At 61.9% G+C, this 14,410-nt stretch carries 27 protein-coding genes; all 27 read right to left on the reverse strand.

Annotated features, from left to right (window positions below):
* Positions 1-31: 31 nt before the first annotated feature.
* On the reverse strand, positions 32-1,042 hold the full coding sequence (locus tag AC0L3N_RS23225; RefSeq protein WP_023799278.1) for a DNA-directed RNA polymerase subunit alpha: 1,011 nt from the start codon (positions 1,040-1,042) through the stop codon (positions 32-34).
* 100 nt (positions 1,043-1,142) lie between these two features.
* Positions 1,143-1,532 carry a 30S ribosomal protein S11 gene (rpsK, locus tag AC0L3N_RS23230; protein WP_023799279.1) on the reverse strand — a complete coding sequence of 130 codons (390 nt, stop codon included), beginning with the start codon at positions 1,530-1,532 and terminating at the stop codon, positions 1,143-1,145.
* Positions 1,533-1,671: 139 nt separating this feature from the next.
* Positions 1,672-2,040, reverse strand: a complete 369-nt coding sequence (gene rpsM, locus AC0L3N_RS23235; RefSeq protein WP_029352234.1) for a 30S ribosomal protein S13 — start codon at positions 2,038-2,040, stop codon at positions 1,672-1,674.
* Between the two features lie 199 nt (positions 2,041-2,239).
* On the reverse strand, positions 2,240-2,851 hold the full coding sequence (locus tag AC0L3N_RS23240; protein WP_473487419.1) for an adenylate kinase: 612 nt from the start codon (positions 2,849-2,851) through the stop codon (positions 2,240-2,242).
* Complete coding sequence (gene secY / locus AC0L3N_RS23245; RefSeq protein WP_095494912.1) at positions 2,848-4,188, reverse strand: preprotein translocase subunit SecY; 1,341 nt, start codon at positions 4,186-4,188, stop codon at positions 2,848-2,850. The genes AC0L3N_RS23240 and secY overlap by 4 nt, the downstream gene beginning before the upstream one ends.
* Positions 4,189-4,380: 192 nt before the next feature.
* Positions 4,381-4,854, reverse strand: a complete 474-nt coding sequence (rplO, locus tag AC0L3N_RS23250; RefSeq protein WP_123151505.1) for a 50S ribosomal protein L15 — start codon at positions 4,852-4,854, stop codon at positions 4,381-4,383.
* Between the two features lie 22 nt (positions 4,855-4,876).
* A complete protein-coding gene (gene rpmD, locus AC0L3N_RS23255) occupies positions 4,877-5,074 on the reverse strand; it encodes a 50S ribosomal protein L30 (RefSeq protein WP_006205449.1) in 198 nt (65 codons plus the stop codon).
* A gap of 25 nt (positions 5,075-5,099) precedes the next feature.
* Positions 5,100-5,663 (reverse strand): 30S ribosomal protein S5, encoded by a 564-nt coding sequence (rpsE, locus tag AC0L3N_RS23260; RefSeq protein ID WP_006333394.1) that lies wholly within the window; start codon positions 5,661-5,663, stop codon positions 5,100-5,102.
* Positions 5,664-5,817: 154 nt separating this feature from the next.
* On the reverse strand, positions 5,818-6,177 hold the full coding sequence (gene rplR / locus AC0L3N_RS23265; RefSeq protein WP_292405045.1) for a 50S ribosomal protein L18: 360 nt from the start codon (positions 6,175-6,177) through the stop codon (positions 5,818-5,820).
* Positions 6,178-6,262: 85 nt separating this feature from the next.
* A complete protein-coding gene (rplF, locus tag AC0L3N_RS23270; RefSeq protein WP_023799285.1) occupies positions 6,263-6,796 on the reverse strand; it encodes a 50S ribosomal protein L6 in 534 nt (177 codons plus the stop codon).
* A 112-nt stretch (positions 6,797-6,908) separates the two neighbouring features.
* Positions 6,909-7,307, reverse strand: a complete 399-nt coding sequence (rpsH, locus tag AC0L3N_RS23275; protein ID WP_006205453.1) for a 30S ribosomal protein S8 — start codon at positions 7,305-7,307, stop codon at positions 6,909-6,911.
* A 12-nt stretch (positions 7,308-7,319) separates the two neighbouring features.
* Positions 7,320-7,625, reverse strand: a complete 306-nt coding sequence (rpsN, locus tag AC0L3N_RS23280) for a 30S ribosomal protein S14 (protein ID WP_029352223.1) — start codon at positions 7,623-7,625, stop codon at positions 7,320-7,322.
* Positions 7,626-7,652: 27 nt separating this feature from the next.
* On the reverse strand, positions 7,653-8,231 hold the full coding sequence (rplE, locus tag AC0L3N_RS23285; RefSeq protein WP_473549683.1) for a 50S ribosomal protein L5: 579 nt from the start codon (positions 8,229-8,231) through the stop codon (positions 7,653-7,655).
* Positions 8,224-8,538 (reverse strand): 50S ribosomal protein L24, encoded by a 315-nt coding sequence (gene rplX / locus AC0L3N_RS23290; RefSeq protein WP_013531428.1) that lies wholly within the window; start codon positions 8,536-8,538, stop codon positions 8,224-8,226. The genes rplE and rplX overlap by 8 nt, the downstream gene beginning before the upstream one ends.
* 12 nt (positions 8,539-8,550) lie before the next feature.
* On the reverse strand, positions 8,551-8,919 hold the full coding sequence (gene rplN, locus AC0L3N_RS23295) for a 50S ribosomal protein L14 (RefSeq protein WP_006205457.1): 369 nt from the start codon (positions 8,917-8,919) through the stop codon (positions 8,551-8,553).
* 82 nt (positions 8,920-9,001) lie between these two features.
* Positions 9,002-9,241, reverse strand: a complete 240-nt coding sequence (rpsQ, locus tag AC0L3N_RS23300) for a 30S ribosomal protein S17 (protein ID WP_023799288.1) — start codon at positions 9,239-9,241, stop codon at positions 9,002-9,004.
* Positions 9,242-9,252: 11 nt separating this feature from the next.
* Positions 9,253-9,453 carry a 50S ribosomal protein L29 gene (gene rpmC, locus AC0L3N_RS23305; RefSeq protein WP_006205459.1) on the reverse strand — a complete coding sequence of 67 codons (201 nt, stop codon included), beginning with the start codon at positions 9,451-9,453 and terminating at the stop codon, positions 9,253-9,255.
* Between the two features lie 13 nt (positions 9,454-9,466).
* On the reverse strand, positions 9,467-9,880 hold the full coding sequence (gene rplP, locus AC0L3N_RS23310) for a 50S ribosomal protein L16 (RefSeq protein ID WP_023799290.1): 414 nt from the start codon (positions 9,878-9,880) through the stop codon (positions 9,467-9,469).
* A 27-nt stretch (positions 9,881-9,907) separates the two neighbouring features.
* Positions 9,908-10,633 carry a 30S ribosomal protein S3 gene (rpsC, locus tag AC0L3N_RS23315; protein ID WP_077377560.1) on the reverse strand — a complete coding sequence of 242 codons (726 nt, stop codon included), beginning with the start codon at positions 10,631-10,633 and terminating at the stop codon, positions 9,908-9,910.
* Positions 10,633-11,022 carry a 50S ribosomal protein L22 gene (gene rplV / locus AC0L3N_RS23320; protein ID WP_023799292.1) on the reverse strand — a complete coding sequence of 130 codons (390 nt, stop codon included), beginning with the start codon at positions 11,020-11,022 and terminating at the stop codon, positions 10,633-10,635. Before rplV ends, rpsC begins: the two co-directional genes overlap by 1 nt.
* Before the next feature lie 2 nt (positions 11,023-11,024).
* Complete coding sequence (rpsS, locus tag AC0L3N_RS23325; RefSeq protein ID WP_006205463.1) at positions 11,025-11,303, reverse strand: 30S ribosomal protein S19; 279 nt, start codon at positions 11,301-11,303, stop codon at positions 11,025-11,027.
* A 16-nt stretch (positions 11,304-11,319) separates the two neighbouring features.
* Positions 11,320-12,153, reverse strand: coding sequence for a 50S ribosomal protein L2 (rplB, locus tag AC0L3N_RS23330; protein ID WP_029352208.1), 834 nt, complete (start codon positions 12,151-12,153; stop codon positions 11,320-11,322).
* Between the two features lie 23 nt (positions 12,154-12,176).
* Complete coding sequence (locus AC0L3N_RS23335; RefSeq protein ID WP_010909275.1) at positions 12,177-12,470, reverse strand: 50S ribosomal protein L23; 294 nt, start codon at positions 12,468-12,470, stop codon at positions 12,177-12,179.
* Complete coding sequence (gene rplD / locus AC0L3N_RS23340; RefSeq protein WP_123151506.1) at positions 12,467-13,087, reverse strand: 50S ribosomal protein L4; 621 nt, start codon at positions 13,085-13,087, stop codon at positions 12,467-12,469. Before rplD ends, AC0L3N_RS23335 begins: the two co-directional genes overlap by 4 nt.
* Positions 13,087-13,833: a 50S ribosomal protein L3 gene (rplC, locus tag AC0L3N_RS23345; protein ID WP_095494915.1), complete on the reverse strand. Its 747-nt coding sequence runs from the start codon at positions 13,831-13,833 to the stop codon at positions 13,087-13,089. The genes rplD and rplC overlap by 1 nt, the downstream gene beginning before the upstream one ends.
* A 94-nt stretch (positions 13,834-13,927) precedes the next feature.
* Positions 13,928-14,236 (reverse strand): 30S ribosomal protein S10, encoded by a 309-nt coding sequence (rpsJ, locus tag AC0L3N_RS23350; RefSeq protein WP_006205468.1) that lies wholly within the window; start codon positions 14,234-14,236, stop codon positions 13,928-13,930.
* Positions 14,237-14,299: 63 nt separating this feature from the next.
* Positions 14,300-14,410: EF-Tu C-terminal domain-related protein (locus tag AC0L3N_RS23355; RefSeq protein WP_023745017.1), on the reverse strand; the 111-nt coding region annotated here is incomplete at its 5' end.

Here is a 14,410-nt window from a genome sequence, read left to right on the forward strand (position 1 = left end):
TCCTTCATTCCGGGTTCAAGAGGCCACAGCCTCAATATTGATCTTCGTAACGCTTGGCGAGGTCTTCGATGTTTTCCGGCGGCCAATCCGGCACTTCCATGCCGAGGTGCAGGCCCATCGCCGCCAGGACTTCCTTGATCTCGTTCAGCGACTTGCGGCCGAAGTTCGGGGTGCGCAGCATCTCGGCTTCGGTCTTCTGGATCAGGTCGCCGATATAGACGATGTTGTCGTTCTTCAGGCAGTTGGCCGAACGCACCGAAAGTTCGAGCTCGTCGACCTTCTTGAGCAGCGCCGGGTTGAAGGCAAGTTCGGTCACCTGTTCGGCGGCGACTTCCTTCTGCGGCTCGTCGAAATTGACGAACAGGCCAAGCTGGTCCTGCAGGATGCGGGCGGCGAAAGCCACCGCGTCCTCGCCCGAGATCGAACCGTCGGTGTCGATCGTCATGGTCAGCTTGTCATAGTCGAGAACCTGGCCCTCGCGGGTGTTCTCGACCTTGTAGGAAACCTTCTTGACCGGCGAGTAGAGGCTGTCGACCGGGATGAGGCCGATCGGCGCGTCTTCGGCGCGATTGCGGTCGGCCGGCACATAGCCCTTGCCGGTATCGACGGTGAACTCCATGCGGATTTCAGCGCCCTCGTCCAGCGTGCAGATGACGTGGTCGGGATTGAGGATCTCGACGTCGCCGACCGTCTGGATGTCGCCGGCGAGAACGGCGCCCGGTCCCTGCTTGCGCACGACCATGCGCTTGGGGCCGTCACCTTCCATGCGGATGGCGATTTCCTTGATGTTCAAGACGATATCGGTCACGTCCTCGCGCACGCCGGCGATGGACGAGAATTCATGCAGAACGCCGTCGATCTGCACGGCGGTCACAGCCGCGCCACGCAGCGAAGACAGAAGCACGCGACGCAGCGCATTGCCGAGGGTGAGACCAAAGCCGCGCTCGAGCGGCTCGGCGACCAGCGTGGTCAGCGTCTTCTTCTTCGACGAAAACTCGATCTTGTTCGGCTTGATCAGTTCCTGCCAATTTTTCTGGATCATGATGCTTTCCTTCCGTTGACCCGCCACCATCCAATCGTGGCGGGCGACCTGGAATGCCGTGGAGGAACGCTACTGGCGTTCGCGCGGCGTTCGGTAATTCTTAGACGCGGCGCTTCTTGCGCGGGCGGCAGCCATTGTGCGGGATCGGCGTCACATCACGGATCGAGGTGATGGTGAAGCCGGCTGCCTGCAGCGCACGCAGCGCCGATTCACGACCGGAGCCGGGTCCGCAGACCTCGACCTCGAGCATGCGCATGCCGTGTTCCTGGGCCTTCTTGGCAACGTCCTCGGCAGCCATCTGGGCAGCAAACGGCGTCGACTTGCGAGACCCCTTGAAGCCCTGGGCTCCCGCCGACGACCAGGCAATCGAATTGCCCTGCGCGTCGGTGATGGTGATCATCGTGTTGTTGAAGGTCGAGTTGACGTGGGCAACGCCCGACGAAATATTCTTGCGTTCGCGACGGCGAACACGTGTGGCTTCCTTGGCCATGATGGTCCTTTCAGTTGATCTCTACACCGCCGTAATGCCAGCGGCTCCACCAGGGAGAAGGCAGTAGGGGAATACGGCAGTAGGGCAGTATGTCTGCCGATCCTATTGCCTTACTGCCCTACTCCCGTACTGCCCTAAATTACTTCTTCTTGCCGGCGATCGACTTGGCCGGGCCCTTGCGGGTGCGCGCATTGGTATGCGTGCGCTGGCCGCGAACCGGTAGCGAGCGGCGATGACGCAGGCCGCGATAGCAGCCGAGGTCCATGAGCCGCTTGATGTTCATAGACACTTCGCGGCGCAGATCGCCCTCGACCTGATAGTCGCGGTCGATCGTCTCGCGGATCTGCAGCACTTCCGCGTCGGTCAGCTGGTTGACGCGGCGCTCGGCCGGGATGCCGACCTTGTCGACGATCTCCTGGGCGAAATTCTTGCCAATGCCGTGAATGTACTGAAGCGCAATGACGACGCGCTTGTTGGTCGGAATGTTGACGCCGGCTATACGAGCCATGTTCTTCTCTTCTCCATGTGGGCCGGGCAAGCCGGCGCTATCAAAGTTGCCCCGCGTCCGGTGGAGGCCGGCCCATGCGGGAGTTTCCAGTTCAAAGCGGCTGCCTTGCCCTTGCGGGCAAGCAAGCCTCATGCCTGATAGGAAGACGGGCCGCCATACCCCAGCGAACCGCTCCAGTCAAGCGTAATCGTTTAATTCTCTAGCTGGCCGCCTGGCCAACCTGCTGGGTCGCAGCCGTGAGCACCACTTCGATCTGTCGCGTCACCGCATCGATGTCGGCCATGCCGTCGACACCTCTCAGCTTGCCCTTGGCATAGTAGTAGCCGATCAGCGGCGACGTTTTCTTGTAGTACTCCTTCAGGCGCTCTTCGAACACCGCCGGATTATCGTCCTTGCGCACCGGCAGACCCGCGGCCATGGCCTCCTCGGCGCGCTTGCCGATTCGACCAACCAGTGCCTTGTCGTCGACGACAAGTTCGATGACAGCGTCGAGCGTGAGGCCGCGATCCGAGAGCATCGATTCCACCGCGTCCGCTTGCACCAGGGTTCGCGGGTATCCGTCAAGGATAAAACCCTTTGCGCAATCGGTCTGATCGATACGCTCTGCCACGATGGCGTTGACGATGGCGTCGGAAACCAGTTCGCCAGCGTCCATCACCGCCTTGGCGCGCTTGCCGACTTCGGTACCGGCCTGGACAGCAGCGCGCAGCATATCGCCCGTGGAGAGTTGGGGTATGCCGTATTTTTCTACCAGTCTTTGTGCTTGCGTCCCCTTGCCCGCCCCTGGCGGTCCAAGCAATATCAACCTCATCTGGCCTTTTTCCCCCCGCGCAGCTTCGACTTCTTGATCAGGCCCTCATACTGGTGCGCGATCAGGTGACCCTGAATCTGCGCCACCGTATCGAGCGTTACACTGACCACGATCAGAAGCGATGTGCCACCGAGGTAGAATGGTACGCCAGTCGCTGAAATCAGGAACTCGGGCAGCAGACACACCAGCACCAGATAGATGGCGCCGACGACGGTGATGCGGGTGAGAACATAGTCGATGTAATCGGCGGTGCGCTCGCCCGGACGGTAGCCCGGAATGAAACCCGAATGCTTCTTGAGCTGGTCGGCGGTGTCCTTCGGGTTGAAGACGATCGCCGTATAGAAGAAGGCGAAAAACACGATCATCGCCGCATAGAACGCCATGTAGAGCGGCTGGCCATGGCCGAGTGCCGCCAGGACGGTGCTGGCCCAGGCTGGCATGTTGGTCGTCTGCGAGAAGCCGGCGACCGTCGCCGGCAGCAACAGCAGCGAAGACGCGAAGATCGGCGGAATGACGCCGGCTGTGTTGAGCTTGAGCGGCAGGTGCGAGGTGTCGCCCTGGAACATGCGGTTGCCGACCTGGCGCTTGGGATACTGGATCAGCAAGCGCCGCTGGGCGCGTTCGAAGAACACGATCAGCGCGATAACGACGACGGCGAGAACGATGATCGCCAGGATCAGGCCGGTCGACAGCGCGCCGGTGCGGCCAAGTTCCAGCGTACCGGAGATGGCTTGCGGCAGGCCGGCGACGATACCGGAAAAGATGATCAGCGAAATGCCGTTGCCGATGCCGCGGGCGGTGATCTGCTCGCCGAGCCACATCAGGAACATGGTGCCGCCGACTAGCGTGATGACGGTCGAGATGCGGAAGAACATGCCGGGATCGCTGACGATGCCGTTGCCGCCTTCCAGCCCGACCGCAATGCCGTAGGCCTGGACCAGTGCCAAAAGCACAGTGCCGTAGCGGGTATACTGGTTGATGACCTTGCGGCCCTGTTCGCCTTCCTTCTTCAGCGCCTCCAGAGACGGGATGACGGAGGTCATCAGCTGCATGATGATGGAAGCGGAGATATAGGGCATGATGCCGAGGGCAAAGATCGCCATGCGCTCCACGGCGCCGCCGGCGAACATGTTGAACATGCCAAGCACGCCCTTGCTCTGCGACGAGAAGGCCTGGGCGAATGCGTCCGGATTGATGCCGGGCAGCGGGATATAGGTGCCGAGGCGGTAGACGAGCAGCGCGCCGATCGTGAACCAGATGCGCTTCTTCAGATCCTCCGCCTTGGCGAAGGCCGAGAAATTCAGATTCGAGGCTAGTTGTTCAGCAGCCGAAGCCATGCCTGATTCTCCGCTTGGTCACGCTCGATGGCCCGCAACTCAGGCGGCGCGTGTCACCGAAGCTCACGAGATAAGCTCCGGACTGCAAACATGCAAGCGGCCGCGTTGATGCGGCCGCCATATTGCTCGAATCAAAGCGCAAATCGAAAGCGAAACGTGTCCCACTCTTGCCGATCGCGCTTCAAATCGCCGTTACTCGGCGGCTGCCTTTTCCGGCAGCTTCACCGAACCGCCGGCCTTTTCGATCTTCTCGATGGCAGCCTTGGAGGCGCCGGCCACGTCGAAGGCGAGCTTGGCCTTGATGTCGCCGTCCGAGAGGATGCGCACGCCGTCCTTGACGCGGCGGATGACGCCGGCCGCGACCAGCGCTTCGGCTGTCACGGTCGTCTTGGCGTCGAGCTTCTTGGCGTCGAGCGCGGCCTGGATGCGGGCCAGCGACACGACGGCAAAGCTCTTGGCGAAGATGTTGTTGAAGCCACGCTTCGGCAGGCGCCGGTAGAGCGGCATCTGGCCACCCTCGAAGCCGTTGACGGCGACGCCGGAGCGCGCCTTCTGGCCCTTGACGCCGCGACCGGCGGTCTTGCCCGAGCCGGAACCGATGCCGCGGCCGAGACGCTTCTTGGAATGCGTCGCGCCGTCCTTGTCACGCAGATCGTTGAGTTTCATCTGAGTTCTCCTGCGCTCTGGTTCAGCCCTCGTCCACGACGCGGACGAGATGCTGGACGGCAGCGATCATGCCGCGCACGGAGGGGGTGTCCTCCAGCGTGCGCTGCTTGTGCATCTTGTTGAGGCCGAGGCCGACCAGCGTCGCGCGCTGCTCCTTCGGCCGGCGGATCGGCGAACCGATCTGCTCGACGGTGATGGTCTTGGTTGCTTTCTTGGCCATGGTCAAAATCCCTGGTCAGCGTCGACTATTCTTCGGCCGCGACGGCGGTGCCGCGGCGGGCCTGAAGGGTCGAATACTTGATGCCGCGCGCGGCAGCCACATCCTTGGGATGCATCTGGCTCTTTAGCGCGTCGAAGGTGGCGCGAACCATGTTGTACGGGTTCGACGAACCCATCGACTTGGCGACCACGTCATGCATGCCGAGCGTCTCGAAGACGGCGCGCATCGGGCCGCCGGCGATGATGCCGGTACCCTGCTTGGCAGCGCGCAGCAGAACGCGTCCGGCACCCCAGCGTCCCTCGACGTCGTGGTGCAGCGTACGGCCCGAGCGCAGCGGCACGAAGATCATGTCGCGCTTGGCCGATTCGGTCGCCTTGCGGATCGCCTCAGGCACTTCGCGCGCCTTGCCATGACCGAAGCCGACGCGGCCCTTCTGGTCGCCGACGACGACGAGTGCTGCAAAGCCGAAGCGCCGGCCGCCCTTGACGACCTTGGCGACGCGGTTGATGTGGACGAGCTTGTCCACCATGCCGTCGTCGCGCTCTTCGCGATCACGGCCGCGGCCGCCATCCCTACGTTCCTGTGCCATATCCTGTTCCTTGTTTTTTTCCGGAAGCACGGTTGATAATGATATCCGGCACCTCTGTGGGTTGCCGGGGGCGAAACTCATTTTTCCCTTCGCATGATCTTATCCGAAAAGTCTGCAACTTTTGCTGCGCTAACCTCCGGTTCGGGATCATGCTTTAGAAGCTCAAGCCACCTTCACGGGCGGCCTCGGCCAGCGCCTTGACGCGGCCGTGATAGATGTACGGTCCGCGGTCGAAGACGACTTCCTTGACGCCGGCCTTCGAAGCGCGCTCGGCGATCAGCTTGCCGATTGCCACAGCGGCGGCAGTGTCTGCACCGGTCTTGAGCGAACCCTTGAGGTCCTTCTCCAGCGTCGAGGCGGCAACGATGGTGTGGCCCTTGGCGTCGTCGATCACCTGGACGTAGATGTTCTTCGACGTGCGGTGGACCGACAGACGCGGACGCTCGCCCGCGACCTTCTTGATCTGGCGGCGGACGCGCTGAGCGCGGCGTTGTGTGGATTCTTTCGAGCCCATGATATCAGTTTCCTTGCCTTCAAAAAACGGGGGCAACCCTATGCGGTAGACAAGCCTCCCGCGACCGCTCCCCGCGGCGTTGAAATTACTTCTTCTTGCCTTCCTTGCGGACGATCTTCTCGCCAGCGTAACGGACGCCCTTGCCCTTGTACGGCTCGGGACCGCGATATTCGCGGATCTCGGCAGCAACCTGACCGACCTTCTGCTTGTCGATGCCGGTTACGGTGATTTCGGTCGGCTTCGGCACGGTGATCGTGATGTCCTGCGGCGTTTCGTAGACGACATCATGGCTGAAGCCGAGCGCCAGCTGCAGGTTCTTGCCCTGCATGGCGGCGCGATAGCCGACGCCGGTGATCTCAAGCTTCTTTTCGAAACCGTCCTTGACGCCCTGCAGGATGTTGACGATCTGCGTGCGCGACATGCCCCATTTGGAACGGGCGGTCTTGGTCTGGTCGCGTGGCTGGACAGCGATCTCGCTGCCTTCCATCTTGACCAGCACTTCGTCGTTCACCACGAACTTCAGCTCACCCTTGGGGCCCTTTGCCGTGACGGTCTGGCCGTCGACGGTCGCGGTCACGCCCTGCGGCAGCGAAACGGGTTTCTTTCCAATACGAGACATTTTGTTGTCCTCGTCACTTCTCTTGTTTCAGGTCTCTGTTTCGAGCGTGATCTTGTCCGAAGGCCGGGTTCCACTTTTCACTGCGTGGTTCGGTTCGGGATCGCGCTCCAGATCAGAAGATCTGGCAGAGGATTTCCCCGCCGACATTCTGTTCACGCGCTTCGTGGTCGGCCATCACGCCCTTCGGTGTCGAAAGGATGGCGATGCCGAGGCCGTTGGCGACGTGCGGGATCGACTTCGCCGAAACGTAGACGCGACGGCCCGGCTTCGAGACGCGGGCGATTTCGCGCACGACCGGCGCACCGTCGAAATACTTCAGTTCGATCTCGATTTCGGACTTGCCGTTGTCGAAGTCGGTCTGGCTGTAGTCGCGGATATAGCCTTCCGCCTTCAGCACGTCGAGGACGCGGGTACGCAGGCGCGAGGCCGGCGTCGAAACGCTCGACTTCTTGCGGCCATAGGCGTTGCGGATGCGGGTCAGCATATCGCCGAGAGGATCGCTCAATGACATGTTATGTCCTCCTTACCAGCTCGACTTGACCAGGCCCGGGATCTGGCCGTTGTTGCCGAGATCTCGAAGCGCGATGCGCGATACTTTGAGCTTGCGATAGTAGGCACGCGGGCGTCCGGTGACTTCGCAGCGGTTGCGGATGCGGATCTTGGCCGAGTTGCGCGGCAGTGCCGCAAGCTTCAGCTGAGCGCGGAAGCGCTCTTCCATCGGCTTGGACTGATCCATGATGATCGCCTTGAGGGCCTTACGCTTGGCAGCGTACTGGTCCACAAGCTTGCGGCGCCTGTTGTTCTTCTCGACTGAGCTGGTCTTTGCCATTTCAGATTTTTCCTTTTCTCGCTGCCGTTACTGGCGGAAGGGGAAGTTGAAGGCCTTGAGCAATGCCCTGGCTTCGTCGTCCGTCTTCGCAGTCGTACAAACGATGACGTCCATGCCCCAGATCTGATCAACCTTGTCGTAGTTGATCTCCGGGAACACGATGTGTTCCTTGATGCCCATGGCATAGTTGCCACGGCCATCGAAGCTCTTCGGATTGAGCCCGCGGAAGTCGCGGACGCGCGGCAGCGCGATGTTCACGAGGCGGTCGAGGAACTCGTACATGCGTTCCTTGCGCAGCGTGACCTTGGCGCCGATCGGCATCTTTTCGCGGACCTTGAAGCCGGCGATCGAGTTGCGGGCGTGCGTGACGACGGCCTTCTGGCCGGCGATCAGCGCAAGATCTTCCGCCGCGATCGAAGGCTTCTTCGAATCGCCGGTCGCTTCGCCGACGCCCATGTTCAGCACGATCTTGTCGATGCGCGGAACCTGCATCTCGTTTTCGTAGCCGAACTGCTCCTGCAGCGCCTTGCGGATGGTCTCGTTGTAGACCCGCTTGAGGCGCGGCGTGTTCTGGGCAGTCGCCTGCTTGGTTTGAGCCTTAGCCATTGATGACTTCTCCCGAGCGCTTGGCGACGCGCACCTTCTTGCCATCCTTCTGGAAGATGAAACCGACGCGGGTCGGCTTGCCATCCTTGGGGTCGGCCAGCGCGATGTTCGACAGCTGGATCGGCGCTTCCTTGGTGATGATCCCGCCCTCTTGGGACTGGGACTGCTTCTGGTGACGACGGATCATGTTGACGCCGCGCACCAGCGCGGTGTCTTCCTTCGGCTGTACCGAGAGGACTTCGCCCGAACGGCCCTTGTCCTTGCCGGCCAGCACGACGACCTTGTCGCCTTTTCTAATCTTCTGCATTGGTCCGGCTCCTTACAGCACTTCAGGCGCGAGCGAGATGATCTTCATGTGGTTCTTGGCGCGGAGTTCGCGCGGAACCGGTCCGAAGATACGCGTGCCGATCGGCTCTTTCTTGTTGTCGACGAGAACGGCTGCGTTCTTGTCGAAACGGATCACGCTGCCGTCCGGGCGGCGGATGTCCTTGGCCGTGCGAACCACGACCGCCTTCATCACATCGCCCTTCTTGACGCGGCCGCGCGGGATGGCTTCCTTGATCGACACCACGATGATGTCGCCCACGGAAGCGTATTTCCGCTTCGAGCCGCCCAGCACCTTGATGCACATGACACGACGGGCGCCGGAATTATCCGCGACGTCGAGGTTTGTTTGCATCTGAATCATGACTGGCCGCCTTCTTCTCTTCTAACGGGACGGGTTCTTCACCCTTCCCCGGTCTGTCCAAAATTCGTTTTGTTTGCCCTGATCAGGCCTGGTCCGAAGACACGACGGTCCAGCGCTTGTCCTTGGAAATCGGCTTCGATTCCTGGATGAACACCTGATCGCCGACCTTGTGGGCGTTGTTCTCGTCGTGCGCCTTGTACTTCTTGGTCATGCGCACGGTCTTCTTCATCACGGGATGCGTGAAGCGCCGTTCGACCTTGACGACAACCGTCTTCTCGTTTTTGTCGCTGACGACGGTGCCCTGCAGAATGCGCTTTGGCATGGTTTTCGTCCTTAAGCCTTCTTGGCCGCGGACTTTTCCGCAGCGATGGTCTTGATACGCGCAATGTCCTTGCGGACCTGCCTCACGCGCGCGGTCTTCTCGAGCTGGCCGGTGGCCTTCTGGAAGCGCAGGTTGAACTGCTCCTTCTTCAGGCTGGCCAGGTCGTCGGTCAGCTGGTCCTGGGTCTTGGTCCGGATGTCTTCGGCTTTCATGATCAGCCCGTCCTTATTCTGCGATGCGCTGTACGAAGCGCGTCCTGACCGAGAGCTTGGCCGCGCCGAGACGCAGCGCCTCACGGGCGGTTTCCTCATTGACGCCGTCGATCTCGAACATGATGCGGCCGGGCTTGACGCGCGCCGCCCAGTAATCGACCGCGCCCTTGCCCTTGCCCATGCGGACTTCGGTCGGCTTCGACGTCACCGGCACGTCCGGGAAGATACGGATCCAGACGCGGCCGGCGCGCTTCATCTCGCGGGTGATCGCGCGGCGGGCCGCCTCGATCTCGCGCGCGGTGACGCGGTTCGGCTCAAGCGCCTTCAGCCCGAAACCGCCGAAATCCAGATTGGTGCCACCCTTGGCGGCACCATGGATACGGCCCTTGAACTGCTTGCGGAACTTTGTGCGCTTTGGCTGCAGCATCGTTCTAACTCCAAATTCTCAACTGTCTCAGGCGTTTTCGCGACGGCGACCGCGTTCGCGCTCACCACCACCGCCATGCGCATGATCGCCCTCAGTCGCGCGGCGCTCCGAAGCCATCGGGTCGTGCTCGAGGATTTCGCCCTTGAACACCCAGACCTTGACGCCGCAGATGCCGTAGGCGGTGTGTGCTTCGGCCGTGCCGTAGTCGACGTCGGCGCGCAGCGTATGCAGCGGCACGCGACCTTCGCGGTACCATTCCATACGCGCGATCTCGGCGCCGCCGAGACGGCCGGCACAGTTGATGCGGATGCCTTCGGCACCGAGGCGCATCGCAGACTGCACGGCGCGCTTCATGGCGCGGCGGAACGCGATGCGGCGCTCGAGCTGCTGGGCGATCGACTGGGCGACCAGCGTGGCGTCGATCTCGGGCTTACGCACTTCGACGATGTTCAAATGCGTCTCGGACTTCGTCATCTCCATCAGCTTCTTGCGAAGCTTCTCGATGTCGGCGCCCTTCTTGCCGATGATCAGGCCCGGACGCGCCGCATGGATGGTGACGCGGCACTTCTTATGCGGACGCTCGATCACGACCTTCGAAATCGCGGCCTGCTTGAGTTCCTTCTCAAGATACTTGCGGATCTTGATGTCCTCATGCAGCAGCTTGCCGTACTCGCCGGTGTTGGCGAACCAGCGCGAATCCCAGGTGCGGTTGATGCCGAGACGCAGACCGATCGGATTGATTTTCTGGCCCATTATGCGGCCTCCACTTTTTCTTCGACTTCACGAACGACGATCGTGAGGTGCGAGAACGGCTTCTCGATACGGCTGGCGCGGCCACGGCCACGGGCATGGAACCGCTTCATGACGATCGACTTGCCGACATAGGCTTCCGCCACGATCAGCGCATCGACGTCGAGGTCGTGGTTGTTTTCCGCGTTGGCGATCGCCGATTCCAGCGTCTTCTTGACCGTGCCGGAAATCCGCTTGGCCGAGAATTCGAGATCGGAAAGCGCTGTCGCGACCTTCTTGCCGCGGATCAGCGCGGCAACCAGGTTCAGCTTCTGCGGGCTGATACGGATCGTGCGCAACACGGCGCGCGCTTCGTTATCAGCAAGCCTGCGCGGAGCTTTGGCCTTGCCCATGATTATTTCCTCTTCGCCTTCTTATCCGCGCCATGACCGTAATAGGTCCGGGTCGGAGCGAATTCACCGAACTTGTGGCCGACCATGTCCTCGTTCACCGAAACGGGAACGTGCTTCTGGCCGTTGTAGACACCGAAGGTGAAGCCGACGAACTGCGGCAGGATGGTGGAGCGACGGCTCCACATCTTGATCACCTCATTGCGACCACCTTCACGAACCTTGTCCACCTTCTTGAGAAGGTAGCCGTCGATGAAGGGGCCTTTCCAAATCGAACGAGTCACTTGGCGTTACCTCTTCTTAGCTCTTGCGCTGATGGCGCGAGCGCAGGATGAACTTGTCGGTCGCCTTGTTGGACCGCGTCTTCTTGCCCTTGGTCGGCTTGCCCCAAGGCGAAACCGGATGGCGGCCACCCGAGGTGCGGCCTTCGCCGCCGCCATGCGGATGGTCAACCGGGTTCATGGTCACGCCGCGGTTGTGCGGACGTTTTCCCCGCCACACCGTGCGGCCTGCCTTGCCGTCATTGATGTTGCCGTGGTCCGGGTTGGACACGGCGCCGACAGTGGCCATGCACGAGCCGTGGACGACACGCTGCTCACCCGAATTCAGGCGCAGGATCGCCATGCCCTGGTCACGGCCGACGAGCTGGGCATAACCGCCAGCCGAACGGGCAACCTGGGCGCCCTTGCCCGGCTTCAGCTCGATGTTGTGGACGATCGTGCCGACCGGCATCGAGGCCAGCGGCATCGCATTGCCCGGCTTCACGTCGACCGCTTCGCCGGCCACGATCTTGTCGCCGGCAGCAAGGCGCTGCGGAGCGATGATGTAGGACAGCTCGCCGTCGTCATACTTGATCAGCGCGATGAAGGCGCTGCGGTTCGGATCGTATTCGATACGCTCGACCGTGCCGACAATATCGAACTTGCGGCGCTTGAAGTCGATGATGCGGTACGTACGCTTGTGACCGCCGCCGATGAAGCGGGCCGTGATGCGGCCGTAATTGTTGCGGCCGCCCGACTTGGTCAGGCCTTCGGTCAGGCCCTTGACGGGCTTGCCCTTGTAGAGGCCCGAGCGATCGACGATGACCAGCTGGCGGGTGCTCGGCGTTATCGGGTTGAATTTTTTCAGTGCCATGTTTGTTGTCCTCGCGGTCTTGTTCAGAGACCCGTCGCGACGTCGATCGACTGGCCGTCAGCCAGCGTCACGATCGCCTTCTTGACGTCGCTCTGGCGGCCGATTGTGCCGCGGAAGCGCTTGATCTTGCCCTTGCGGACAAGCGTGTTCACGGCCATCACCTTGACGCCGAACAGCGCTTCGACGGCAGCCTTGATTTCCGGCTTCGACGCCTTCTTGGCGACGTTGAAGACGACCTGGTTCTGCTCGGAAGCCATGGTCGACTTTTCGGTGATCGCCGGCGAGACGATCACGTCGTAATGACGAAGGTCGGTCATTTGAAGCGCTCCTCGAGAGCCTCGACGGCGGCCTTCGAAAGGACCAGCGTGCCGCGGCGCAGAATGTCGTAGACGTTGATGCCCTGGATGGGCAGCACGTCGATGTTCGGGATGTTCGTCGCCGCGAGCTTGAAGTTCTTGTCGAGCTCGGCGCCGCCGATCAGCAGGGCGTTGGACAGGCCCAGCGTCGCGAAATTCGCGATCAGCGCCTTGGTCTTGGCCTCGGTCAGCATCAGCTCGTCGATGATGATGAGCGACGCGCTCTTGGCCTTGGCCGACAGAGCGTGCTTGAGGCCCAGCGCACGCACCTTCTTCGGCAGGTCGTGCTCGTGGCTGCGGACGACCGGGCCGTGGGCCTTGCCGCCGCCGCGGAACTGCGGAGCGCGTGCCGAATGGTGACGGGCGCGGCCCGTACCCTTCTGCTTGTACATCTTGGCGCCGGTGCGGGCGATCTCGGCGCGACCCTTGGTCTTGTGCGTGCCTTGCTGCTTCTTGGCAAGCTGCCAGCGCACGACGCGCTGCAGGATGTCCTCGCGCGGATCAAGGCCGAAAATCTCCTCGGAGAGTTTCACCTTGCCGGCGTCCTTGCCGCCAAGCGTTGTGATCTTGATGTCCATTATTCCGCTCCCTCTGTGGCCGGGGCATCTACTGTGGCCGGGGCATCGTTCTTGGCGCCATCACTGGTTGCAATGACGCGGATTGCGGCGGGCTTCGGCGCATTGGCCGGCAGCGCAACCTTGGCCGCGTCGCGGACTAGGATCCAGGCGCCCTTCGAACCGGGAACCGCGCCGCGGATCAGGATCAAACCGCGATCGGCGTCGGTCGAGACGACCTCGACATTCTGCGTGGTGACGCGGGTGTCACCCATGTGGCCGGCCATATGCTTGCCCTTGAACACCTTGCCCGGGTCCTGGCGCTGGCCGGTCGAGCCGTGGGTACGGTGCGAGACCGAGTTGCCGTGGGTCGCGCGGCCACCGCCCATGTGGTGCCGCTTGATAACGCCCTGGAAACCCTTGCCGATCGTGGTTCCCGTCACATCGACCTTCTGGCCGGCGACGAAATGATCGACGGTGATCTCGGCGCCGACATCGATCATGTTGTCGGCGGAGACACGGAATTCGGCAACCTTGGCCTTCGGCTCGACGGAAGCGGTCGCGAAATGGCCGCGCATCGCCTTCGACGTATTCTTCACCTTGGCAAGGCCAACGCCGAGCTGGACGGCGGTATAGCCGTTCTTCTCTTGCGTGCGCTGCGCCACGACCTGGCAGTTCTCCATCTGGAGAACAGTGACGGGAACATGTTCCCCGGCATCGTTGTAGATGCGGGTCATTCCCACCTTCTTTGCAATCACACCTGAACGCATCGGTTCAATTCCTTTAGAGTTCCCTGTCGGGGCTGTCGCCCCTCCACGCCTCTTGTTCCGTCAGAGTTCCGGGTCGCCCCGCCCCTCTGGTTCCTTAGAGCTTGATCTCGACGTCGACACCGGCGGCAAGATCGAGCTTCATCAAAGCGTCGACCGTCTGCGGGGTCGGATCGACGATGTCGAGGAGACGCTTGTGCGTGCGCATCTCGAACTGCTCGCGGCTCTTCTTGTCGACGTGAGGCGACCGGTTGACCGTGAACTTTTCGATCCGCGTCGGCAGCGGAATGGGGCCGCGGACGTTGGCGCCGGTGCGCTTGGCCGTCGACACGATTTCCCGCGTCGAGGCGTCAAGCACCCGGTGATCGAACGCCTTCAGGCGGATGCGGATATTCTGTCCGTTCATGCGTCACTTCCTTGTTCTGGCGCGGCGCGGGCAGCGCCCGCGACAGATCGGTTTAAGTCCAAATTACTCTTTGATGGTGACGACGATGCCGGCACCAACGGTGCGGCCGCCTTCACGGATGGCGAAGCGCAGCTTCTCTTCCATGGCGATCGGCACGATCAGCTCGACATCGAC

The sequence above is a fragment of the Mesorhizobium sp. WSM4807 genome (genome assembly GCF_055811615.1).

Bases quoted from the DNA above. Each gene is read 5' to 3' on its own strand.
- rplR (WP_292405045.1), bottom strand. From the start codon at position 6,177: ATGGGCTCGAAAGAATCCACACAACGCCGCGCTCAGCGCGTCCGCCGC.
- rpsJ (WP_006205468.1), bottom strand. From the start codon at position 14,236: ATGAACGGACAGAATATCCGCATCCGCCTGAAGGCGTTCGATCACCGG.
- rplP (WP_023799290.1), bottom strand. From the start codon at position 9,880: ATGCTGCAGCCAAAGCGCACAAAGTTCCGCAAGCAGTTCAAGGGCCGT.
- rplF (WP_023799285.1), bottom strand. From the start codon at position 6,796: ATGTCTCGTATTGGAAAGAAACCCGTTTCGCTGCCGCAGGGCGTGACC.
- rplC (WP_095494915.1), bottom strand. From the start codon at position 13,833: ATGCGTTCAGGTGTGATTGCAAAGAAGGTGGGAATGACCCGCATCTAC.
- rplD (WP_123151506.1), bottom strand. From the start codon at position 13,087: ATGGACATCAAGATCACAACGCTTGGCGGCAAGGACGCCGGCAAGGTG.
- AC0L3N_RS23225 (WP_023799278.1), bottom strand. From the start codon at position 1,042: ATGATCCAGAAAAATTGGCAGGAACTGATCAAGCCGAACAAGATCGAG.
- rplV (WP_023799292.1), bottom strand. From the start codon at position 11,022: ATGGGCAAGGCCAAAGCTCCGCGCAGGCTTGCTGATAACGAAGCGCGC.
- rplX (WP_013531428.1), bottom strand. From the start codon at position 8,538: ATGCAGAAGATTAGAAAAGGCGACAAGGTCGTCGTGCTGGCCGGCAAG.
- rpsK (WP_023799279.1), bottom strand. From the start codon at position 1,532: ATGGCCAAGGAAGCCACACGTGTTCGCCGTCGCGAACGCAAGAATATT.
- rplE (WP_473549683.1), bottom strand. From the start codon at position 8,231: ATGGCTAAGGCTCAAACCAAGCAGGCGACTGCCCAGAACACGCCGCGC.
- rpsC (WP_077377560.1), bottom strand. From the start codon at position 10,633: ATGGGCCAGAAAATCAATCCGATCGGTCTGCGTCTCGGCATCAACCGC.
- rpsE (WP_006333394.1), bottom strand. From the start codon at position 5,663: ATGGCACAGGAACGTAGGGATGGCGGCCGCGGCCGTGATCGCGAAGAG.
- rpsH (WP_006205453.1), bottom strand. From the start codon at position 7,307: ATGTCATTGAGCGATCCTCTCGGCGATATGCTGACCCGCATCCGCAAC.
- rplN (WP_006205457.1), bottom strand. From the start codon at position 8,919: ATGATTCAGATGCAAACAAACCTCGACGTCGCGGATAATTCCGGCGCC.
- rpsQ (WP_023799288.1), bottom strand. From the start codon at position 9,241: ATGCCAAAGCGCATTCTGCAGGGCACCGTCGTCAGCGACAAAAACGAG.
- secY (WP_095494912.1), bottom strand. From the start codon at position 4,188: ATGGCTTCGGCTGCTGAACAACTAGCCTCGAATCTGAATTTCTCGGCC.
- rpmD (WP_006205449.1), bottom strand. From the start codon at position 5,074: ATGGCCAAGAAAGCAACCAAGACCATCACCGTCGAGCAGATCGGTTCG.
- AC0L3N_RS23335 (WP_010909275.1), bottom strand. From the start codon at position 12,470: ATGACCGACCTTCGTCATTACGACGTGATCGTCTCGCCGGCGATCACC.
- AC0L3N_RS23240 (WP_473487419.1), bottom strand. From the start codon at position 2,851: ATGAGGTTGATATTGCTTGGACCGCCAGGGGCGGGCAAGGGGACGCAA.
- rplO (WP_123151505.1), bottom strand. From the start codon at position 4,854: ATGAAACTCAACGATCTGCGTGACAAGGACGGCGCGACGCATTCCAAG.
- rpsM (WP_029352234.1), bottom strand. From the start codon at position 2,040: ATGGCTCGTATAGCCGGCGTCAACATTCCGACCAACAAGCGCGTCGTC.
- rpmC (WP_006205459.1), bottom strand. From the start codon at position 9,453: ATGAAAGCCGAAGACATCCGGACCAAGACCCAGGACCAGCTGACCGAC.
- rpsN (WP_029352223.1), bottom strand. From the start codon at position 7,625: ATGGCAAAGACCAGCTCAGTCGAGAAGAACAACAGGCGCCGCAAGCTT.
- rplB (WP_029352208.1), bottom strand. From the start codon at position 12,153: ATGGCACTGAAAAAATTCAACCCGATAACGCCGAGCACCCGCCAGCTG.